This is a genomic window from Frigoribacterium sp. 2355 (assembly GCF_054060695.1).
Map to the genome: position 1 here is coordinate 318,634 of NZ_JBSSDL010000001.1, position 21,970 is coordinate 340,603.

General features: G+C 71.3%; 17 protein-coding genes and 1 other RNA gene. 5 read left to right on the plus strand and 13 right to left on the minus strand.

Translation table 11 applies throughout. The annotated features are described in order from the left end of the window. Window positions 1-20: 20 nt before the first annotated feature. Complete coding sequence (locus tag ACVJ1F_RS01515) at window positions 21-743, plus strand: DUF4191 domain-containing protein (protein WP_056045492.1); 723 nt, start codon at window positions 21-23, stop codon at window positions 741-743. Between the two features lie 84 nt (window positions 744-827). Here the strand turns inward: ACVJ1F_RS01515 and ACVJ1F_RS01520 are convergent, their stop codons facing one another. Next, complete coding sequence (locus tag ACVJ1F_RS01520) at window positions 828-1,271, minus strand: RDD family protein (protein WP_123570140.1); 444 nt, start codon at window positions 1,269-1,271, stop codon at window positions 828-830. Between the two features lie 138 nt (window positions 1,272-1,409). On the opposite strand from ACVJ1F_RS01520, the gene glnA reads away from it, so the two are divergent. Beyond that, entirely contained in the window at window positions 1,410-2,834 is a 1,425-nt protein-coding gene (gene glnA, locus ACVJ1F_RS01525) for a type I glutamate--ammonia ligase (protein ID WP_043592663.1), read from the plus strand. 188 nt (window positions 2,835-3,022) lie between these two features. Here glnA and ACVJ1F_RS01530 read toward each other — a convergent pair whose 3' ends face one another. The 5 genes from ACVJ1F_RS01530 to ACVJ1F_RS01550 all read right to left on the minus strand — a co-directional run bounded on the left by ACVJ1F_RS01530 (window position 3,023) and on the right by ACVJ1F_RS01550 (window position 12,482). After that, window positions 3,023-4,453: a UDP-glucose dehydrogenase family protein gene (locus tag ACVJ1F_RS01530; protein WP_173150906.1), complete on the minus strand. Its 1,431-nt coding sequence runs from the start codon at window positions 4,451-4,453 to the stop codon at window positions 3,023-3,025. Between the two features lie 55 nt (window positions 4,454-4,508). After that, the gene (locus ACVJ1F_RS01535; protein WP_456884284.1) at window positions 4,509-6,092 is read right to left on the minus strand and encodes a glycoside hydrolase family 26 protein; all 1,584 of its coding nucleotides are present in this window, start codon (window positions 6,090-6,092) and stop codon (window positions 4,509-4,511) included. Continuing rightward, the gene (locus ACVJ1F_RS01540; protein ID WP_456884539.1) at window positions 6,085-7,641 is read right to left on the minus strand and encodes a glycosyltransferase family 2 protein; all 1,557 of its coding nucleotides are present in this window, start codon (window positions 7,639-7,641) and stop codon (window positions 6,085-6,087) included. The genes ACVJ1F_RS01535 and ACVJ1F_RS01540 overlap by 8 nt, the downstream gene beginning before the upstream one ends. A 536-nt stretch (window positions 7,642-8,177) precedes the next feature. After that, entirely contained in the window at window positions 8,178-11,123 is a 2,946-nt protein-coding gene (locus ACVJ1F_RS01545; RefSeq protein WP_456884286.1) for a bifunctional [glutamine synthetase] adenylyltransferase/[glutamine synthetase]-adenylyl-L-tyrosine phosphorylase, read from the minus strand. 21 nt (window positions 11,124-11,144) lie between these two features. Beyond that, the gene (locus ACVJ1F_RS01550; protein WP_043592660.1) at window positions 11,145-12,482 is read right to left on the minus strand and encodes a glutamine synthetase family protein; all 1,338 of its coding nucleotides are present in this window, start codon (window positions 12,480-12,482) and stop codon (window positions 11,145-11,147) included. A gap of 37 nt (window positions 12,483-12,519) precedes the next feature. Between ACVJ1F_RS01550 and ACVJ1F_RS01555 the strand changes: the two genes are divergently transcribed. After that, window positions 12,520-14,301 (plus strand): NAD+ synthase, encoded by a 1,782-nt coding sequence (locus tag ACVJ1F_RS01555; protein WP_285063529.1) that lies wholly within the window; start codon window positions 12,520-12,522, stop codon window positions 14,299-14,301. A 66-nt stretch (window positions 14,302-14,367) separates the two neighbouring features. Here the strand turns inward: ACVJ1F_RS01555 and ACVJ1F_RS01560 are convergent, their stop codons facing one another. Continuing rightward, window positions 14,368-14,538, minus strand: a complete 171-nt coding sequence (locus tag ACVJ1F_RS01560; RefSeq protein WP_123570143.1) for an SPOR domain-containing protein — start codon at window positions 14,536-14,538, stop codon at window positions 14,368-14,370. 66 nt (window positions 14,539-14,604) lie between these two features. Here ACVJ1F_RS01560 and map point away from each other — a divergent pair, with 66 nt between their 5' ends. After that, window positions 14,605-15,468: a type I methionyl aminopeptidase gene (gene map / locus ACVJ1F_RS01565; RefSeq protein WP_056045510.1), complete on the plus strand. Its 864-nt coding sequence runs from the start codon at window positions 14,605-14,607 to the stop codon at window positions 15,466-15,468. A 13-nt stretch (window positions 15,469-15,481) separates the two neighbouring features. Next, the gene (gene ppgK, locus ACVJ1F_RS01570; protein ID WP_056045514.1) at window positions 15,482-16,243 is read left to right on the plus strand and encodes a polyphosphate--glucose phosphotransferase; all 762 of its coding nucleotides are present in this window, start codon (window positions 15,482-15,484) and stop codon (window positions 16,241-16,243) included. A gap of 75 nt (window positions 16,244-16,318) precedes the next feature. On the opposite strand, the gene rnpB is transcribed toward ppgK, so the two are convergent. The 6 genes from rnpB to ACVJ1F_RS01600 all read right to left on the minus strand — a co-directional run bounded on the left by rnpB (window position 16,319) and on the right by ACVJ1F_RS01600 (window position 21,922). Then, an RNA gene (gene rnpB, locus ACVJ1F_RS01575) (RNase P RNA component class A) lies at window positions 16,319-16,699 on the minus strand. Window positions 16,700-16,770: 71 nt separating this feature from the next. Next, entirely contained in the window at window positions 16,771-17,514 is a 744-nt protein-coding gene (locus ACVJ1F_RS01580) for a zinc ribbon domain-containing protein (RefSeq protein WP_233568328.1), read from the minus strand. A 112-nt stretch (window positions 17,515-17,626) separates the two neighbouring features. After that, window positions 17,627-18,442, minus strand: a complete 816-nt coding sequence (locus ACVJ1F_RS01585; RefSeq protein ID WP_456884288.1) for a Nif3-like dinuclear metal center hexameric protein — start codon at window positions 18,440-18,442, stop codon at window positions 17,627-17,629. Between the two features lie 9 nt (window positions 18,443-18,451). Next, on the minus strand, window positions 18,452-19,864 hold the full coding sequence (locus ACVJ1F_RS01590; RefSeq protein ID WP_456884289.1) for a hypothetical protein: 1,413 nt from the start codon (window positions 19,862-19,864) through the stop codon (window positions 18,452-18,454). A gap of 115 nt (window positions 19,865-19,979) precedes the next feature. Next, window positions 19,980-20,753: an alpha/beta fold hydrolase gene (locus ACVJ1F_RS01595; protein ID WP_277959067.1), complete on the minus strand. Its 774-nt coding sequence runs from the start codon at window positions 20,751-20,753 to the stop codon at window positions 19,980-19,982. A 29-nt stretch (window positions 20,754-20,782) separates the two neighbouring features. After that, window positions 20,783-21,922 carry an FAD-dependent oxidoreductase gene (locus ACVJ1F_RS01600; RefSeq protein WP_456884291.1) on the minus strand — a complete coding sequence of 380 codons (1,140 nt, stop codon included), beginning with the start codon at window positions 21,920-21,922 and terminating at the stop codon, window positions 20,783-20,785. Between the last annotated feature and the right edge of the window lie 48 nt (window positions 21,923-21,970).

Here is a 21,970-nt window from a genome sequence, read left to right on the forward strand (position 1 = left end):
GACCCCGTATCCTGGTGCACATGGCTCGACGCACGTCTCCCGAGAACACGTCCCCGAAACCGCCGAAGGAACCCGGCCGTTTCAAGCAGATGTGGCAGGTCTTCCAGATGACCCGCCGCGTCGACAAGACGGCGCTGCCGATGATGCTGCTGGCGTTCTTCGTGCCCGTGCTGCTCGGCGTGGCCGCGGCGCTGCTGCTCACGGGTGGCAACGTGCTCGCGCTGGTGCTCTACATCGTCGTCGGCGTCATGCTCGGGTTCCTGCTGCTGCTGATCGTCTTGGGTCGTAAGGCCGAGCGCGCGGCCTACTCGCAGATCGAGGGGCAGCCGGGTGCCGTCGGTGCCGTCATGAAGAGCGGCCTGCGTCGTGCGTGGCGCGCCGCCGAGATGCCCGTCGCCGTCCAGGGGCGCAGTCAGGCCGCGGTGTACCGCGCGGTCGGCCGGCCGGGCGTGGTGCTCATCGCCGAGGGCGGCGCCGGCCAGACCCGCCGACTCGTCGACGAAGAGCGTCGCAAGGTCACGCGCATCCTGCCGAACGTGCCGGTCCACGTGCTGAACGTCGGCCCCGATGCGGACTCCGTGCCCCTCCACAAGCTCGCCGGACGCATGAACAAGCTCAAGTCGTCCATCAACCGCAACGAGGTGCTGGCCGTCAGCAACCGCCTCCAGTCCCTCGGCCAGAACGGCCTGCCCATCCCCAAGGGTGTCGACCCCTTCAAGGTGCGGTCGGGCCGTCCGCGCTGACCCGGCGACCCCCGCCTCGACGTGACGTGACGACGGCGCCCCTCCGACCAGGAGGGGCGCCGTCGTGCGTGCGGGACGGGTGCCTCAGACGCGGACGAGCAGCGTCCCGGCGACGCGATCGTGCAGCCCGCGCTGGTCGAGGTCCCAGACGACGGCCGGGATGACGAGCACGAGCAGCACCGACCGCAGGACCGGTCGGCCGACGCCGATGCGACCGCCCGCCATCGGCACGAGGCGCATGCCCAGGGCGAGGTGCCCGAGGGTGCCGCCGAAGAGCACCAGGAACAGGATCTGCATCAGCAGGAAGACCCCGGTGATGGCCAGGCCCTCACCGCCGAAGAAGAGTGCGGCGACGGCGTAGGCGATCGCCCAGTCGACGGCGAGCCCCGCCACGCGCCGTCCGAGTCGGGCCACGGAGCGGGGCCCCTTCTCGGGCAGCCCGAGACGCTCGCCCGGCCAGCGTTGCGCCCCGTCGTCGGGGCCGCCCACGGAGGCGGGACGGGAAGGAGGCGCGGTGCGATCGGGCATGCATCGAGCCTACCGAGGGGCCGAGCCGTAACATGCCCGAAACATCAGGGACACCGCAGCGAAACGGCCCCTCCGTAGCCTCGACGGAGGCTGCGTCCCGCATCCGATCCGTTCCAAGCCCATTGGAGAGACATCTAGATGTTCACTGATTCTTCCGAGGTGCTGAAGTTCATCAAGGACACCGACGTCAAGTTCCTTGACATCCGCTTCACCGATCTTCCCGGTGTCCAACAGCACTTCAACATCCCCGCCTCCACGGTCGACGAGGAGTTCTTCTCCGTCGGACAGCTCTTCGACGGGTCCTCCATCCGGGGCTTCGCCTCGATCCACGAGTCGGACATGCAGCTCATCCCCGACGTCACGACCGGGTACGTCGACCCGTTCCGCGCCGAGCGCACGCTCGTCCTCGTGTTCGACATCTTCAACCCGCGCAACGGCGAGCTGTACAGCCGCGACCCGCGCCAGGTCGCCAAGAAGGCCGAGAAGTACCTCGCGTCGACCGGCATCGCCGACACCGCCTTCTTCGCCCCCGAGGCGGAGTTCTACATCTTCGACGACGTCCGCTACGAGGTGAAGCAGAACGCCAGCTTCTACAGCGTCGACTCCGAAGAGGGCGCCTGGAACACCGGCCGCGTCGAAGAGGGCGGGAACCTCGCCAACAAGACGGCGTACAAGGGCGGCTACTTCCCCGTCAGCCCCGTCGACAAGACGGCCGACCTGCGCGACGACATCAGCCTCAAGCTGATCGACTCCGGTCTCGAGCTCGAGCGTGCGCACCACGAGGTGGGCACCGGCGGCCAGCAGGAGATCAACTACAAGTTCGACACGATGGTCCACGCCGCGGACGACATCCTCAAGTTCAAGTACATCGTCAAGAACACCGCCGAGCAGTGGGGCAAGGTCGCGACCTTCATGCCGAAGCCCCTCTTCGGCGACAACGGCTCGGGCATGCACACCCACCAGTCGCTCTGGAACGACGGCAAGCCGCTGTTCTACGACGAGAACGGCTACGGCGGCCTGTCCGACCTCGCCCGCTGGTACATCGGTGGCCTGCTCAAGCACGCTCCCGCCGTCCTCGCCTTCACGAACCCCTCGATCAACTCGTACCACCGTCTGATCCCGGGCTTCGAGGCTCCCGTGAACCTGGTGTACTCGGCCGGCAACCGTTCGGCGGCCATCCGCATCCCGATCACCGGCACGAACCCGAAAGCCAAGCGCATCGAGTTCCGCGTCCCCGACGCCGCCTCGAACCCGTACCTGGCGTTCGCCGCGCAACTGATGGCCGGCCTCGACGGCATCCAGAACCGCATCGAGCCGCACGAGCCGGTCGACAAGGACCTCTACGAGCTGCCGCCCGAGGAGGCGAAGAACATCCCGCAGGTGCCCGCGTCGCTCGAGGGTGCGCTCGACGCGCTCGAGGCCGACCACGAGTTCCTGACCAAGGGCAACGTGTTCACCGAAGACCTCATCGAGACCTGGATCGCCTACAAGCGCGAGAAGGAGATCCTGCCCATGGCGCAGCGTCCTCACCCCTTCGAGTTCGAGCTGTACTTCGGCGTCTGACGCCGTCGCACCACGAGAGGCCCGCATCCCCCAGGGGGTGCGGGCCTCTCGCGTCGCTGCCGCAGCGGTCCTCGGGGCGACGACCCGCGCCTCCTCGGGGTCACCCCGGACCAGGAGGCGCGGGGGCGCACGCAGGACGGGCCGCCTCCCGAGGGAGGCGGCCCGTCAGCCCGTGCCCGACGATCCGGTCAGGCGGGTACGGCGGTCGGCGTCAGCACGCGACGCTGGGCCGGCGTGCGACGGCCGCCCAGCGGACGGACCTCCCAGCCGGCGGCCGACCAGACCTCGGCGTCGAGCACGTTGCGCGCGTCGATCACCACGGGGTTGGCGGCGAGCTCGGCGAGCCCGGCCGCGTCCGCCCCGACGAACTCGGGCCACTCGGTGAGGAGCAGCACCGCATCGGCGTCCGTCACGGCCTCGGCGGCCGAGTCGGCGAACGACAGCGTCGGGAAGCTCCGCTGGGCCGTCTGCGTGGCCTCGGGGTCGACGACGAGCACCTGGGCGCCCCGGAGGTGCAGGGCCGCCGCGACGTTGAGGGCCGGCGAGTCGCGCACGTCGTCGGTGTGCGGCTTGAAGGCCGCCCCGAGCACCGCGATGCGCCGGTTGAGGACCGAGCCGCCGCAGGCGTCGATCGCCTGGTCGATGACCCGCTGGCGCTGGGCCATGTTGATCTCGTCGACCTGTTGCATGAGCCCGACGACGCGGTGGGCGGACAGTTCGTTGGCCCGGAACATCAGGGCACGGATGTCCTTCGGCAGGCACCCGCCGCCGAAGCCGAGCCCCGCGTTCAGGAACTTGCGTCCGATGCGGTCGTCGAAGCCCAGCGCGTCGGCGAGGGTCGAGACGTTGGCACCGGCCGCCTCGCACAACTCGCTGATGGCGTTGATGAACGAGATCTTCGTCGCGAGGAACGCGTTGGCGCTGACCTTGACCAGCTCGGCGGTCGGCAGGTCGCACGAGATGACGGGCGTGCCCGTCGCGATCGGCAGGGCGTAGACCTGACGCATCAGGGCCTCGGTGCGGACGTCGGTACCGCCGAAGACGATGCGGTCGGGACGCAGAGTGTCCTCGACGGCATGGCCCTCGCGGAGGAACTCGGGGTTCCAGACGAGGTCGGCCGAGACACCGGCGGGGACGACGCCCGCCACGATCTCGCGCAGGTGTGCCGCCGTACCGACCGGGACGGTCGACTTGCCGACGATGAGGCCGTCGTGGCTGAGGGCGGCGGCGACGTTGCGGGTCGCCTCCTCGACGTACGAGAGGTTCGCGGCGTGACTCCCCCGGCGCTGCGGCGTGCCGACGCAGATGAAGTGCACGTCCGACAGGGCCACGGCCTCGGCGAGGTCGGTGGTGAAGGAGAGTCGACCGGAACCCACGTGCTCGAGGATGAGTTCGGGCAGCCCGGGCTCGAAGAACGGCACGCGCCCCTCGGCCAGGGCGGCGACCTTGGCGGGGTCGGTGTCGACCCCGATGACGTCGAAGCCCATCTCGGCCATGGCCGCCGCGTGCGTGGCGCCGAGGTAGCCGGTGCCGATGACGCTGATGCGGGGCTTCACCGAGGTGGCGTCGGCCCCCGTCGCGGCGACGGCGGACTCGGGGGTGGTGGCGTCTTTCTTCATGATGCGCTCCTGGGGATGGGGAAGAGGCGGGAGAAGGGGAAGGTGGTGGGTGCCGTCACGGCGACGGCTGCAGGTCGTAACCGACGTCGCGTCGGGTGATCCCCGCGGTGAAGGCGGCGAGGCTGTCGGACCGGGACGTGAGGCGCCAGTCGTTGGTCGACCGCACCCCGTCCACGACCGTGGTGGCGACGAGGTCGAAGTACGAGAAGCCGATGATGTCCGCGTTCGCCGGATCGGCCAGCGCGGCGAACAGCGAGTTGAACCACTGCGCCTTCTCGCTCGTGGCCATCGGGTCCGACGAGCCACCCGTCTCGCTGGCGCCGATCTCGGCGAGCAGGATGTTCTTGCCCGGTGCGATCGCCCGGACTTGCTTCAGGGTGGCCCCGAAGGTGCTGTCGAAGGTCGGCTGGGACTTGTCGTCGTACGGCGGGCGGTAGTAGCCCGACATGCCCACGATGTCGACGTACTCGGGGCCCGGGTAGAGGGTCGCCAGGAAGGCCTCCGTGGTGTGGTTGCTCCCGCCCGTCTTGCCCGTGGCCAGACGGTCGACTCGCGTGGGCGCCCAGATCCAGGCGACCAGGTCGTTCGCACCCTGCCGCTCGAACAGGTCGTGGACGTGCTGCCAGGCCTTCACGTAGTCCCCGGGTCCGTTGCCGTTGACGGCGCCCTTGCTGTTGCCGTAGTCGGTGCTCCAGGGGTACCAGGTGCCGTTCATCTCGTGGTCGAACCGCAGGGCCAGCGGCATGCCGTTGGCCACGATGTCGTCGGCGTAGGTGGTCAGGTACGAGTCGAAGCTGCCGTCGATGATCTTCGTCAGGCTGTAGTCGGGCTGTTCGGGCTCGTTGTTGCCGGCCTTGATCGGCTGCGACTCCCACGTCAGGACGGGCAGCTTGCCCCGCGACCAGGAAGAGCGGACGGCGTCGGCACGGAACTCCTGGTCGAAGCCCTGGAAGTAGCCGACCATGTTGGCCTCGGAACCGACCGCCGCCTCCTGCGCGTCGTAGGTCGCCCAGTTGAACGGTGCCTGGTCCGTGAAGAGCCCGAAGTACCGCGAGTCGGGGTCGATGATCGAGGCGAGGGACGGCGTCTCGACCGTGACGGGGCCCGTGGCACCGCCTCCGGTCGATCCGTTCGACCCCGTGCCACCCGACCCGGAGCCGGTCGACGCGCCGGTCCCCCGCCCGCCGGCGGTGCCTGCGGCGCCCGACCCGGTACCGGCGCCCCCCGAGTCCGCGGCGGACTGTGCCTGGGCCAGTGCCGACTCGGCGGAGGCGAGCTTCGCCTGCGCCGCGGTCAGCTGTCCCTCGGACGTCCAGGCCTGCTGCTGCACGTCGGCCAGGGCGGCCTTGCTCTCGGCGAGCTGCTTCTTCGCGGAGACCAGCTGGTCGAGCAAAGCGGACCGGTCCGCCTTGAGCGACGAGACGTTGATGGACGGGTCGACGCCCGTGACCTCGGTGACGGCACTGCGGACGATGTTGTCGGACGGCGAGACCCAGATGAGCCACGAGATCATCGCGAGCAACACCACCACGGCGGTGGCGCCGAGCGCCGTGCGCCGGGCGTTGCCGATCGAGGTGGCCCACCAGGCGCCGGAATGCATGTGGACGGGGGTGACGAAGTCCTGCGTCGAGTCAGACAATGAAGAAGACCTCCAGGGCGATGATGGCGGCGCCGATCAGGTACGGGAATCCGGCTTTGGGGTTGAGGCGACGACGAGGAGGCGCGGTGGCGGTGGCCACGGCGGCCACCGGTGCCGGCGCGGTCGCGCCGTCGGCCTCGGCGGCCAGGGCCGCCTTGCGGCTCCGGACGAGGACCGCCCCCTGTTCGTCCGTCTCGTCGGCCGCCGAGCCGAAGTCGAAGAGCGTGTCGACCCCGGGGTCGACGCCGTCGCGGAACTGCCGTTCGAGGGCGTCGATGGGGGCCTCCTCGGCCACCTCGTCGAGCGCACCCTGCATCTCGTCGTTCGCCGCGCCTCCTGCGTAGGCCCCGGCCCGGGTGCCCCAACCGCTGGCGTGACCCATGCGGAAGAACCCGATGACCCGGATGGGCATGAGGAAGAACGTCGACACGATGATGAACACCGGGAGGCGGAAGAAGTCCGAGGGCTTCTCGGCCAGGTGTCGCATCTGACGGATCGACATGCTGAGCACCGACGAGACCACCATGAGGACGACGATGCTGATGAGGCCGGTCTGCACGCCGTACTCCTCGAGGATGCCGCGGTACAGGTTCACGCCCTGGCCGGTGATCCCCCGGTAGATCCAGCCGCCGATGACGCCCATGAGCATGAAGGGCAGCACGATGTCCATGGCGAAGAAGAACGCGAGGAGCGGGGCGTGCCCGACCATCCACGGCATCATGCGGAGGGTGTTGTACTGGCTTCCGCGAGCCCAGCGCAGCTGCTGCTTGTAGAGCTTCTTGACCTGGAGCGGGGCGTCCGTGTAGACGAGGCTGGTGTGCTGGTAGACGGTGCGGTAGCCCTCCTTGAGCGTGAGGTTCGTGAGGGTGCGGTCGTCACTGACCTCGAGGAACACGCCCATGAACTTCTCCGTCATGAACTTGTCCATGACCCGGACGAGGATCTCGCGTCGGAAGGCGATGGTGCGGCCCGGCAGGCAGCCGATCTGCCCCAGCACGCTCTGCGCCGGCATCGAGTAGAGGGCGCGGGAGTTCTCGAGCCAGTCGGCCCACCGCGTGATCCAGCTGCGCTCGGGCTCGAGGATGCGCTGGCGGGTGGTGACTCCCCCGACGTTCTCCTGGGCGAACGGGCGGAGCAGCTCGGAGAGGGTGCCCGGCGTCCAGACCGTGTCGGAGTCGACCAGGACGGTGATGTCTCCCCGGCTGAGCTCGGTGCCGATCATGACGGCGTTGCGCTTGCCCGGGATCGGCGTGTGCACCCACCGGACGAGCGGCCCGAACTCCTCGCAGACGGCGGCGAGCTCGGGGTTGGGCTTGCCGTTGATGACGACGATGATCTCGCCGGGACCCTGTTCGACCATGCGGCCGATGACGTCCCGGAAGAGGTCGAGCGGTTCGTCCACGACGGGGACGACGACGCTGGTCGTGCCGCGGAACTCGCCCGTGAAGGGGCGGTAGCGGCGGGAGAGCAGGACCTTGATGATCCAGAGCACCCAGATGAGGGCGCTGTAGGCGGCGAACAGGTAGATCTCGGGGTATCCGCCCGCCATGGATCGGATCTGCAGGATGAAGGTCAACACGATGGCCACCTGAGGTGTGAGAAGGGATCGGCTTCCGCAACGCTGGGGAATTGGTCTATCGGGTTGAGGGAATTCTCAGTCACTCACGGGCGGCTCACAACCACCCCCCGACCGCGGGTGGCACGACGAGCCGGTCGGGGTACGTCGGGTCGGGCAAGGTGCTGTCGACAGAAGTGCTGACACGTCGGTGAGGGCTCGACGTCCGAACGGAACCGTTCGATCGGTTCGCAGGTGGGACGGGGAGTCACGATCAGATGCCGGATGAAAGTCCTGGTCACGAGCCCGGAATCAGCGCCCGGCATGGGCGTTGCCCAATGGGCAGCGATGGGCCTCGACGCCGCCGTCGACGACCACCCCCCACCCGTGGGTCATCTGCCCGAAATGCGATGGACACGTACACAGGGGTACATCACTGCCAAACGGGGTACAGCGAAATGGCCCGACGTCGACCCGAGCGGATCGACCGCCTCCGGCGCAACCCGGGCGTGTCGCACGTCCCGGCCGGGTCAGCCGATCGGCTCGGGTGCCTCGTCGATGCCGTAGAACTCGCGCTCGAAGACGGCGCGTGACCGACGGGTGGCCGCGAGGTAGTCCTCTTCGAGGGTCGTGGCGGAGCCCGGCGGGTACTCCATCAGGCGCGCCACGCCTTCGAGCTGACGACGGTCCCGTGGCAGGACGTCCTGCGTCCGGGAGGTCCAGAGGGTGACCGCCGAGCGCGCCCGGGAGGCCATGATCCAGGCGTCGTGCAGCCGCCGGGCGTCCTCGTCGGCCACCAGGCCGGCGTCCACCGCCGCGGCGAGGGCGTCGAGCGTCGACGGGGTCCGGAGGCCGGGCACGTCCACCCCGTGCTGCAACTGGAGCAGTTGGACGAACCACTCGACGTCGCTCAGCGAGCCCCGACCGAGCTTGAGGTGACGCGAGGGCTCGGCGCCCTTGGGCAGACGCTCGGACTCGACCCTGGCCTTGATGCGCTTGACCTCGCGGACCTGCTGCTCGGTCAGATCGGCGGGGTACCGCACCGCGTCGGCGACGGCCATGAAGTCGTCGAGGAGCGTCTCGTCACCGGCCACCGGCCGGGCGCGCAACAACGACTGGGCCTCCCAGGTGAGCGACCAGCGAGCGTAGTAGGCCCGGTACGAGGACAGCGATCGGACCACCGGCCCGTTCTTCCCCTCGGGGCGCAGGCCCGTGTCGAGGTCGAGCGGCACGAGGGCGTCGGACGTGAGTCGGCTCATCTCGGCGGCCACCGTGAGGGCACGCCGATGGGCCGTCTCGTCGCCCTCGGGAGCGCGGTAGACGTAGAGCACGTCGGCGTCGGAACCGAACCCGAGTTCTTCTCCCCCGTACCGGCCCATGGCGATCACGGCGAACTCGAGGTCGCCGGCGTCCCGGCGGGCGAGGGCCAACGCCCCGGTCACCGAGGCCGTCGTCACCGCGGTCAGGCCCCGGGCCAGGGTGTCGATGTCGAGGATGCCCAGGATGCCGCCCACGGCGAGCCGCAGGATCTCGCGGCGCCGCGCCTGCCGCAGGACCGTCGCCGCCGCGTCGGGCGACCGGTGCCGCGCCAGGGTGGCGGCCGTCTCGTCGAGGAGGCTCGAGAGGGATCGGGCCTTGAGCTCCGCGTCGTTCTCGAGCCACGCCGCGGCCTCGGGGATGCGCTCCAGCAGGTCGGCGGCGAAGGTCGACGACGACAGGACGGTCGTCAGTCGGTGGGCGGCTCCCGACGAGTCCCGCAGCATGCGGAGGAACCAGTACGACTCGCCGAGGCCGTCGCTCAGGCGCCGGAACGCGAGCAGACCGAGGTCGGGGTCGGTGCCGTCGGCGAACCACTGCAGCATGGCCGGCAGCAGGTGGCGCTGGATGCTCGCCCGGCGGGAGACGCCGGCCGTCAGGGCGGCGATGTGACCGAGCGCGCCCTTCGGGTCGGCGAATCCGATGGCCGCGAGCCGCGCCGACGCCTGGTCGGAGCTGAGCGCCAGGTCTTCTTCGGGTCGCGCCGCGACGGCCGACAGGAGCGGGCGGTAGAACAGCCGCACGTGCAGCGTGCGGACCCGACGCTTCACCCCTTGCCACAGGTCGACGAGTTGGGCGGCACCCGGCGCGAGACCGGTGCCGCGGGCGAGGACCCGGAGGGCGTTCTCGTCCGTCGGCATGAGGTGCGTGCGCCGCAGTCGCGTCAGCTGGATGCGGTGCTCCAGCAGGCGGAGCACGCGGTAGTCGCGGTCGAACTCCGCGGCCTCGGCTCGTCCGACGTAGCCCCGCGCGGCCAGGGCGCCCAACGCGTCGAGCGTCGAGCGCTGGTGCACGCGGTCGTCGGCCTGCCCGTGGACGAGCTGCAGCAGCTGGATGGTGAACTCGATGTCGCGCAGTCCGCCGGGACCGAGTTTGAGCTGCTGGTCGACCTCGCCCGCCGGGATCAGGGCCGTGACCCGTTCGCGCATGGCCTGGACCGACTCGACGAAGTTCTCGCGTGAGGCGGCCGACCAGACGAACGGCGCGACGGCCGCGACGTAGCGCTCGCCGAGGTCGACGTCGCCCGCGAGGGGCCGCGCCTTCAACAGGGCCTGGAACTCCCACCCCTTGGCCCAGCGCTCGTAGTACGCGACGTGCGACTCGAGCGTGCGGACGAGGGCGCCGTCCTTGCCCTCCGGCCGCAGGTTCGCGTCGACCTCCCAGAGGTCGGGTTCGACGGCGAGGTCCGAGATCGCCCGAGCCGCGTGCATCGCCAGACGGCTGCCGATCTCGACGGCCCGACCGTTCTCGAGCCCGTCGACGCCCTCGGCGACGTAGACCACGTCGACGTCGCTGAGGTAGTTCAGCTCGCGGGCCCCGGCCTTGCCCATGCCGATGACGGCGAGCCGGGTGCGCTCGACGTCGGCGGCGGGGAACGGGACCTCGCGTCGGGCCACGTCGACGGCGGCGTCGAGGGCGGCGCCCGCGAGGTCGGCGAGGGCGGCGGCCACGCGGGGCAGGACCTCGACGGGGTCGTCGGCCTCGAGGTCGAACGACGCCAGCTGCAGCAGGTGGCGCCGGTACCGGACCCGGAGCGCGACGCGCGCCTCGTCGCCGGTCAGCCCGGTCGCCGCCCGACGGACGTCGTCACGGTACGTCGCGGCCGACGGTGGTTCGTCCAGCGGTTCGAGCAGGACGCCCGCCTCGGCCGGGCGACGCGCGACGAACTCGGCGAGGCCCTCGGAGGCACCGAGGACCCTCAGGAGGCGCGGGCCGGCCTCGCCGTCGAGCAACTCGACCACGCCGGCACGATCCCGCTCGACCGATCGCTCGAGGTGCGCCAGGGCCGCGTCCGGGTCGGCCACCGTGGCGAACCACGGGACGAGGTCGCGCACCTGGGGCACCTCGGCGACGAGGCGGTCGAGCCGGTCACGCCCGGCACCGAGGTCGGAGAACCCGAGCCGCGCCAGCTCGGAGAGACCGGTCGCGGATCGGGGCATGAGGGCGGGGTGGCCGGTCGACTAGAGGATCTCGAGGTTCGAGCGCAGCTCGAACGGCGTGACCTGTGCCCGGTACTCTTTCCACTCTTGTCGCTTGTTGAGGAGCACGTAGTTGAAGACCTGCTCGCCCAGCGTCTCGGCGACGAGTTCGCTGTTCTCCATGATCGACAGGGCGTGGTCGAGGCTGGCGGGCAGCTGACGGTAACCCAGGGCACGACGCTCGGCGTCGCTCAGGCCCCAGACGTTGTCCTCGGCCTCGGCGGGCAGCTCATAGCCCTCTTCGATGCCCTTGAGCCCCGCCGCCAGCATCAGCGAGAAGGCCAGGTACGGGTTCGCCGCGGAGTCGATGGCACGGTACTCGACCCGGCTCGAGTTGCCCTTGTTCGGCTTGTAGAGCGGGACGCGCACGAGCGCCGAGCGGTTGTTGTGGCCCCAGGTCACGAAGCTCGGCGCCTCGTCGCCGCCCCAGAGGCGCTTGTAGCTGTTGACGAACTGGTTCGTCACGGCCGTGATCTCGGGGGCGTGCTTGAGCAGGCCCGCGATGAACTGACGACCGATGGTCGACAGCTGGTACTCGGCGCCGGCCTCGTAGAAGGCGTTGGAGTCGCCCTCGAAGAGCGACATGTGCGTGTGCATGCCCGAACCGGGGTGCTGGCTGAACGGCTTCGGCATGAACGAGGCGAAGACGCCTTGCTCGATGGCGACCTCTTTGATGACCGTCCGGAAGGTCATGATGTTGTCGGCCGTCGTCAGCGCGTCGGCGTAGCGCAGGTCGATCTCGTTCTGACCGGGCCCCGCCTCGTGGTGGCTGAACTCGACCGAGATGCCGAGGTCTTCGAGCATGCGGACGGAGCGGCGACGGAAGTCGTGGGCGGTCCCGCCGGGGACGTTGTCGAAGTAGCCGGCCGAGTCGACCGGCTGGGGGCCGTCGGCGCCGAGCTGCGCGCTCTTGAGGAGGTAGAACTCGACCTCGGGGTGCGTGTAGAAGGTGAAGCCGCGCTCGCCCGCGCGGGCCAGGGTGCGCTTCAGGACGTTGCGCGGATCCGCCACGGCGGGCTGGCCGTCGGGCGTCGTGATGTCGCAGAACATGCGGGCGGTCGGATCGATCTCGCCCCGCCAGGGCAGGATCTGGAAGGTCGTCGGGTCGGGCTGCGCGAGGACGTCGGCCTCGTACGAGCGCGTCAGGCCCTCGATGGCCGAACCGTCGAAGCCGATGCCCTCGGCGAACGCCCCCTCGACCTCGGCCGGGGCGATGGCGACGGACTTGAGCGTGCCGATCACGTCGGTGAACCAGAGGCGGATGAACTTGATGCCGCGCTCTTCGATCGTGCGGAGGACGAAGTCCCTCTGTTTGTCCATGCCACGGCCTTTCTGCTCCGCCACTACGGTAGTGGACATGCCCCGACTCCGCTTGGCGCTCGCGCAGACCAACCCCGTCGTCGGCGACCTCGCCGGCAACTCCGCCCAGATCGTCGAGGCGGCCCGTCGGGCCCACGCCGCCGGCGCCGACCTCCTCGCCGCGGGCGAGATGAGCGTCACGGGGTACCCGATCGAGGACCTGGCCAGCCGGCCGAGCTTCCTCCAGGCCAGTCGGCACGCCGTCGAGGTGCTGGCCGAGACCCTCGAGGCCGAGGGCCTGGGCGACCTCCCCGTGGTGGTCGGCCACGCCGACGGGCCCTTCGAGCCGCGCCTCCTGGGCACGAGCAACGCCCCGACCGCGATCGCGAAGAACTGCGCCAGCGTCCTGCAGGGCGGTCGCGTCGTGACGACCACCGCCAAGTACCACCTGCCCAACTACTCGGTCTTCGACGAGTACCGCGTGTTCATCCCCGGCGACGAGTTGCTCGTCGTCCGCGTGGCGGGCGTCGACGTCGCCCTCGTGATCTGCGAGGACCTCTGGCGCGACGGCGGCCCCGTCGAGCGCGTCCTGCACGCCGACGCGGGCCTGCTCGTCGTGATCAACGCGAGCCCGTTCGTCCGCGACAAGGACGAGGTGCGCCTCCCCCTCGTCACCCGCCGGGCCGTCGAGAACGACACCCTGGTGGCCTACGTCAACATCGTCGGCGGTCAGGACGACCTCGTCTTCGACGGCGACAGCGTGGTCGTCGACGGCAGCGGCACGATCCTGGCCCGGGCCCCGCAGTTCGACGAGCACCTGCTCGTCGTCGACCTCGACCCCGAGCCGGCCACGGACACCGAGCTGCCCGAGGGCATCCGCCGCGTCGAGCTCGACCCGGCGTCCGACGCGACCGTCGTCGGTTCCGGTGGCTCCGGGCCGGACGCGGGGCGCGCCTCCTCGTCCCCGGTCGAGCGCGACGTCGCCGACCTGCCCGACGACCGCCAGCAGCTCTGGAACGCCCTGGTGCTCGGCACCCGCGACTACGTGCGGAAGAACGGGTTCCGCAGCGTCATCCTCGGACTCTCGGGCGGCATCGACTCGGCCGTGTGCGCGGCGATCGCCGCCGACGCCATCGGGGCCGACGCCGTGTACGGCGTCTCGATGCCCAGCCAGTGGTCGAGCGAGCACAGCCGCAGCGACGCCGACGACGTCGCCGAGCGGATCGGCGTGCGGTACTCGACCGAACCGATCGCCGGCCTCGTCGCACCGTTCGAGGACCAGCTGCACCTCACGGGCCTCGCCGCCGAGAACGTCCAGGCCCGCGCCCGGGCGCTCGTGCTGATGGGGTTGTCGAACCTGCACGGCCACCTCGTGCTGACCACGGGCAACAAGACCGAGCTCGCCGTCGGCTACTCGACGATCTACGGCGATTCGGTCGGCGGGTTCGCCCCGATCAAGGACGTCCCCAAGACGATGGTCTGGGAGCTCGCCCGGTGGCGCAACGCCCACGCCGAGTCGATCGGCGAGACCGCGCCCATCCCCGAGAACTCGATCACGAAGCCGCCGTCGGCCGAGCTGCGGCCGGACCAGAAGGACGAGGACTCGTTGCCGCCCTACGAGGTGCTCGACGGCATCCTCGAGGGGTACATCACGAACGCCCTCGGGGCGGCCGACGTCGTGGCGCTCGGCTACGACGCGGACACGGTGGCCGAGATCACGAAGCTGGTCGACCGCTCCGAGTGGAAGCGCCGCCAGGGGGCGATCGGCCCGAAGATCTCGGGCATGGCCTTCGGCCGGGACCGCCGTCTGCCGATCACCTACCGGCCGACGACGGTCTGACGCCCGATCGGCCCGTCGGCGACCGGTCGTCCCGACGGCGACGCGCCGACCGGACGACCGGACCGGTCAGTCGTTCGCGGCCTCTTCGGCGTCGAGGGCGGCGTTGCGGGCCTTGATCGTCTCGATCGCCCGGGCCGCCTCGTCGCGGGTGGCGTAGGGCCCGGCGCGGTCGACGGCCGGAGAGACCTTGCCCTCCTCGACCTCGTGCGTCTTCGTGTTGAACCAGAACTCGGCCATGGTGTCGTCCTCTCGGTGCGGCTGTCGAGAACGCGAGCCCGTCGCGCTCCCCCTAAGCTTGATCGTATGCCCCGGGACTCCCACGGATTCTTGACCCCGGGCCGGATCTCAGCGCAGCGTCCGGTCCCCCCGTCGATCGCCCGACCCGAGTACGTCGGCAAGGCCGCTCCGGCCGAGTACACCGACGGCGACGTCTACGACGCCGAGACCGTCGAGCTGATCCGCGAGAGCGGCCGCATCGCCTCGCAGGCCATCGACGCCGTCGAGGCCGCCCTCCGCCCCGGCGTGACGACCGAAGAACTCGACCGCATCGCCCACGAGTTCGTCGTCGCCCACGACGCCTACCCGTCGACCCTGGGGTACCGCGGGTACCCCAAGTCGGTCTGCACCTCGGTGAACGAGGTCATCTGCCACGGCATCCCCGACGACACCGTCCTGGTCGACGGCGACCTGATCAACGTCGACATCACGGCGTTCAAGAACGGCGTCCACGGCGACCTGAACCGCACCTTCGTCGTCGGCGAGGCCGCCCCCGAGACCGTCGACCTGGTCGACCGCACCCGTGAGGCGCTGAGGCGCGGCATCAAGGCCGTCGCTCCGGGCCGTCAGGTGAACGTGATCGGTCGGGCGATCGAGTCGTACGCCAAGCGCTTCGGCCTGGGCGTCGTGCGCGACTACACCGGCCACGGCGTCGGACGCGCCTTCCACTCCGGCCTAATCATCCCCCACTACGACGCGCCGCAGTACGACGACGTCATCGAGGTCGGGATGGTGTTCACCATCGAGCCCATGTTGACCCTCGGTGGCATCGAGGCCGACGTCTGGGACGACGACTGGACCGTCACCACCCGCGACAAGAGCCTCACGGCCCAGTTCGAGCACACCCTGGTCGTCACCGAACGCGGTGCCGACATCCTCACGCTCTCCTGAGAAAGGACCACCCATGGCACGCACCGCAGTGGGAATCGACATCGGCGGCACAGGCATCAAGGGGGCGATCGTCGACCTCGACAGCGGCGAGCTCCTCTCGGACCGCATCAAGAAGAGCACTCCCGAGGGCGGTGAACCCGACGCCATCGTCGCGGTCGTCCGGCAGATCGTCGACGAACTCGGCCTCGACGACGCCTCGGTGCCGGTCGGCGTCTGTTTCCCGGCCGCCATCATGGACGGCAAGACCCTCTCGGCCGCCAACGTGTCGAAGAAGTGGATCGGCTTCGAGGCCGAGAAGCTCTTCGAGACCACGCTCGGCCGCGACATCCACTTCGTCAACGACGCCGACGCCGCGGGCTACGCCGAGACCCGTTTCGGGGCCGCGAAGGACGTGAAGGGCCTCGTCGTCATGACGACGCTCGGCACGGGCATCGGCACCGCCCTGATCAACGACGGCGTGCTCATCGTCAACGCCGAGCTCGGGCACCTCGAGATCGGTGGCAAGGACTACGAGACCAAGGCCTCGTTCGCGGCGAAGGAGCGCGACGACCTCAGCTGGAAGCACTGGGCGAAGCGCCTGCAGAAGTACTACTCGCACCTCGAGGCCCTGCTCTACCCGCGCCTGATCATCGTCGGCGGCGGCGTCTCGAAGCACCACGACGAGTTCTTGCCGCTGCTCGACCTGCGGGCCGAGATCGTGCCGGCGAAACTCCGCAACAACGCCGGCATCATGGGTGCCGCCGCCCTGGCCGCCGACTCGAACCCGGCGTTCTGAGGCGAGGCGCGAACGACGCGAGACGACCCCGGCCCAGGAGGCGCGCCTCCTGGGCCGGGGTCGTGTCGCGTGAGGCGAATGGGCCGACTGCTACGCCGGGTTCTGTCCCGGTGCCGAGGCACCATGGACGGCCATCTCTCTCGGAACTACGTTGCCGCAGCTCTCTAGCGGTCTACCCGGGGACTCGGCGAGCAGCCTCGTCGTCCCCTCTTTGACCTTGCTCCGGGCGAGGTTTACATAGCCGGCCGGTCACCCGAGCCGCTGGTGGTCTCTTACACCGCCGTTTCACCCTTACCCCGTGCCGCACCCGGAGGTGCGACGCGTGGCGGTCTGCTCTCTGTTGCACTTTCTCGCGGGTTGCCCCGGGTGGGTGTTACCCACCGCCCTGCTCTGTGGAGCCCGGACGTTCCTCGGCGACGGGCTCTCGCCCGCCGACGCGACCGTCTTGTCGACCCATTCGCGACCCCGAGCCTAGCGGTGCGACGCCCCTCCGCGTGCCACGGCTCGTGCGGGGGCCCCGCCCCTGGTCAGAGGCCTGATTCGTAGGTGCGGACGAGGACCGCGTTGCTGTCGGGGCAGAGCACGACGTCGTCCTCGGCGGCGGCACGCACGGCCGCGAGGTCGCTGCCCGTCAGGGCCACGCCGCTCGCGCTCGACACGCCACCACGCAACAACGAGGCGCCCACGCCGTAGCGGTCCCGCTGACGCTCGTAGAGGGCCAGCAGGTCGGCGGGCACCGTGGCGGCGATGGTCTCGCGGTTGGCGACGACCTCGGCCCGGTCGGCCTCGAGCTCGGCGAGCTTCGCGTCGCGCCCGGTCTCGGCGTCGACGCGGCGGGTGTCGAGCTGGTCGAGCTCGCCCCGCGTCACCGCCGCGACGGCACCCAGGCTCTCGACGCGTTCCATCACCTCGAGCTGGAGGTCCTCCAGGTCGGAGCGACGCTTGGCGAGGGCGGCGAGCTCACCCTCGAGGGCGGCCACGTCCTTCGAGGACGACGACGACGCGATGCGCTGTTCGTCACGGACGACGCGCGCCTCGACGACGGCGACGTCGGACTCGATGCGCTTGAGCTCGCTCTGCGCGTCCTCCCAGGCGCCCTGCTCGGTCGCGAGGCGGCTGCGGAGGCGAGAGCCGTCGCCTTCGAGCGACGCGAGGACGGCGATCTCGGGGAGGTTCGCCCCCTTGTGCGCGATCTGGCGGAGTGCGGTGTCGAGTTGCTGCAGGTCGAGCAGCAGGGCCTGGTGCTCGTAGCTGGCTTTCATCAGGGGCATGGGGACTCTTCTCGGGGTCGGGGGGAGGCAGGGACGGGGCGACGAGGAGGCGCGGGCCGCGAGGTCTCGCGGCTCGCGACCCGGCGACGTCGCGACGGGCGGCTCGCCGTGCTCACTGCACGACGGCGAAGTCCCACGGGTCGGTGCGCAGGTCGCTGAGGGTGACCTCGACGTCGTGCAGCTCGCGGCGGAGCTGCGCGGCCGCCGTGTCGAGCCAGAGCCACTCGGCCGCCCAGTGCGACACGTCGACCAGGGCGGGGCCGCGGCCGAGCCTCATGAGTTCGCGCGCGTCGGAGGCGGGGTGGTGGCGCAGGTCGCTGGTGACGTACACGTCGGCGGCGAGCACCGCCGGGTCGGCCAGCAGCGAGTCGCCGGCACCGGCGCAGAGGGCGACCGTCTCGACGACGCGGTCGGCGTCGCCTGCCACACGGATGCCGGACGCGGTCGGGGGCAGCACGTCGCCGAGCTGGCGGGCGAGGGCCACGAGCGTCATGGCGTGCGGCAGGCGCCCGACGATGCCGAGTCCCGTGTCGTCGGTGGCGCCCGGGGCGATCGGGCGCTGATCGACGAGGCCGAGCTGGTGGGCGAGCACGCGGGACGTGCCGGTCTCGACGACGTCGGCGTTGGTGTGGGCGGCGACGAGGCCGCACCCGGCACGGACGAGCCGTGCGACGACGGCACCCTTGGTGGTGTCCTCCGACACCGTCGAGACGCCGTGGAACAGCAGCGGATGGTGGACCAGCAACAGGTCGGCCCCCATGCCGACGGCTTCGTCGACGGTGTCGAGCACGGCGTCGACGGCCAGGTGCACGTGGGTCACGGGCCGGTCGGGGTCACCGACGACGAGACCGGGAGAATCCCACGACGACGCGCCCGCGAGAGGCCAGAGACGTTCGATGACGGAGTTGACCGAGGCGAGGGTGGACACCTCGACAGCCTAGTCGCGAGCCGTCGAGCGGAACCCCGTGATCATGACCGCGACGATGAACGCGACGACCGAGGCGCCGAGCAGGGCGACGACCACCGAGACGGACGTCGACAGGCCGGTGAGGCCCACGGCCCGGACGACGAAACCCTGCCAGGCGAACGAACCGAGGTCGCTCAGGAGCAGACCGAAGCCGACGACGGTGCCGACCACGACGCCGGCGACGACGCCGACCGGCCCGCGGCGGGCGACGCGGGTGGCGTCGTCGGGGCGGGTCGAGACCGAGGCGAGCGCGGTCAGGCCGACGAGGCCGGTCGCGACGGGGACGGCGACGGTGGCGAGGACGGCCGAGGCCACGGCCAGGGCGGGGACGAAGGCCAGCACGACGGCCGCGACGACGATCAGCGCGGCCGTGGCGGCGACCACGAGCGCGAGGGGACGACGCAGCAGGGGCGGGACGGGGGCGGAGGCGACCGTCTGCTCGTCGGAGGCCGACCGGGTCGGCGCGACCAGCGCCTCCTGGTCGGCTGCCGCCCGGGCGTCCGGGGCGCCGGCGGAGTCGTCGGCGTCGAGCCCGAGGGGACGGGGGCCGGTCGACGGGACGACGACGGGAGCCGAGGTCGGGGTGGCGTCGGCCGGGCGCGCGTCGCGGTCGACGGCCGGCGCGTGGCCCGCCTCGACGACGGGCCTGGCCTGACGGATCGTCCCGGGCGTCACGACGGGCAGGACCCCGGTGAACCGGAGGCGCGTGGCCTCGAGGGCGCGCGCCGCCTCGTCCGTGCCGACGCGGGTGATCTCGTCCTCCCAGGAGGCGAACCGCGCGGCCTCGACCGCGCGCAGGGCCAGCTGGGCCTGGACGACGGCCATCAGGTCGATGGTCGCGGTGTCCTCGAGGCGCTTCTCGACCAGGCGGGCGAGCACCTCGTCGTCGAGCGTCATGCGCTCCGGGGGCTGGGGCAGGTCGTCGGGCACCGACACGGCGAGCACCGGCAGGGTGATCGCCGAGGTGTCGACCGAGTGGCGGGCCACGCTCGCCGGGCGGGCCTCGAAGGCGTCCGTGGGCACGACGTCGTCGAGGACGACGTCGGCGCGGTGCGAGGGGATCGAGACGGGACGGGGCACCACGGGAGTGGCGGCATCGACGGGGCGGGCCTCGGTGTGGCGCGTCTCGGCCTGACGCGTCTCGGCCTGACGGCCCTCGGTCGTCTCGTCGAGACGGTCGACGGTGGCCTGGACGGCCTCGGAGGTCTCGGGGGCGAGGGTCTGGTTCACGGGGTGGTGCTCCTGCTGGTCCGGGCGAGCGGAGGGCTCGGGGACGGTGTCGTCGAGGGGTGCGACGAACGTCACACGGCGCCGGTGGAACGTGACGTCGTCGTCGAGGGGTGCGATGCCCCCGACGCTCGCGGTCTGCACGTTGTCGGCCATGCTCGGATGGTAGGTGACGAACGGCCCCGCGACGGGCGGACTCGCCGGTCCGACCGGCACATTCGTCGTCCGGGGTGCCCCGGCCGACCCCGGGGCGTCCTCGGGGCCCCGAGCGTCAGGAGGCGCGGGTCAGGTGGGCGAGCACCTCGCGGGACACTCCTCGCGAGCCCAGGCCGAGGTGGCCCGACCGGGGGTGCACGGCGAGCGTCGCGTCCGGCAGGCCGGCGACGGTCCGCGCCACCAGGTCGAGGGGGTAGAAACCGTCGGCGCCACCGGCCACGACGAGCGTCGGGGCCGTGACCTCGCCCAGGCGGTCGCCCACGTCGAACGAGTCCTCGGCGTCCAGCGTCACGACCAGGTCGTCGTGTCGGTCGCCGACGACGAAGTGGTGTGCCACCCGTCCGAGGCGCCGCAGGGCGTTCGAGGACGGGACGCCGGTGGTCGTCTGACCGAGCATCGCGGCCGAGGCACCTCTCGCGTCACCGGCCCGGAGGCGCTCGGCCGTGCGCCGCTGGGCCTCGCGCCCGGCCTCCCCCAGCCGGTGGGCGGAGGACACGAGGACCAGTCGACGGACGAGCTCGGGGTGGTCGACGGCCAGTCGGAGCGCGATGCTGCCGCCCGTCGAGGTGCCGACCACGTCGATCGGGCCGTCCGCGATCTCGGCCGCGGCCCGGGCCACGTCGTCGGCGAGGTCCTCCATCGTCGTGCCCTCGGGCAACCCGCGGCGACGACCGAGCGTCCACAGGTCGAGCCGCCGGACGAGCGGCGCCGTCTCGAGCCGCAGCAGGGTCCGGTCCCAGGTCGAGGGGTGGTGGCGACCCGGGCCGACCCCGGGCAGCAGGATCGTCGGGACGCCGCTCCCCCGGCGCACGAAGGGCAGGCCGGCCACGGTGCCCCTGGTCGTCGCGCTCCGGGGGCTCACGGCCGGCCCAGCCGCCGGAACCGCGCGGGGGCGTCGCCGCCCTCGACGAGGTCGACGAGGATCGACCCCACGAGAGGCGTGAACTTGAAGCCGTGCCCGGAGAACCCCGCCCCCACCACGACGGGGCCGACCCGGTCGAGCACGAAGTCCTCGTCGTCGGTGGTCGTGTACGTGCAGCTGATCGGGTCGGCGGTCTCGGCGTCGACGCCGGGCAACCACTCGCGGGCGTACCGCCGCAGCTGCTCGAGCTGCCCGGGGTCGGGTTCGAACGACCGGCGGTCGGGGTGCACGACGGGTCCGGCTCCGTGCCAGCCCACCTTGACGCCCTCGCCCGGCGTGAGCATGCCGTAGACGACGCCCGGCCACCACGACTCGCCGGGTCGGTCGGGGTCGGGACGGTGGTTGACGCTCGGCCACACGGCCTCGGCGTCGGTCACGGCGAAGTGCGCCGGTTGCTCCTGGGTCACCGTGAGGCGAGGGAGGCGGACGAGGCCCCCGACGACGTCCTCGGTCCAGGCGCCCGCCGTCACCACGACCCGCCGGGCGACGATCTCGTCGTCGGCCGTGACGACCCGGACGCGCTCCGGCCCCTCGACGTGCAGGCCCGTGACCGGCGTCGACCAGCGCAGTCGCGCGCCGTGGGCCTCGGCCGCCCGGGCGAGGACCGTCAGGGCCTCGGCGGCCCGGATGCGTCCGCTGCCCGGCACGTGCAGCACCTCGGTCTCGAAGCGGATGCCCCTCCACCGCTCCCCCGCCTCGGCGGCGTCGAGCAGTTCGCTGGGGACGCCCGCGTCGACGTGCAGGGCCCGCATCCGACGGAGCATCGCCGGGCGACCGTGGTTGACCACCCCGACGAGGTCGAGCAGCGGGGTGCCGGTCTCGTCGGCCAGCGCGTCCCACCGCCGCCGCGCCTCCTGCACGAGGGCGACGTAGTCGGCGTCGTCGTACGCGACGTTGAGGTTCCGGGTCGCGCCGTGGGAGGCACCCCGGTGGTGCCCCTGTTCGAAGCGCTCGACGAGCACGACCTCGTGTCCGCGCGTCGCGGCCTGCCAGGCCGTCGCGAGGCCCATGGCGCCGCCGCCGACCACGACCAGGTCGACGTCGACGCGGGACGGACTCGGCTGACCGGACGACATCCCCCGAGCATAGGAGGCGCGGTGCGGCCGCGCCCCCGGCTCACGCCC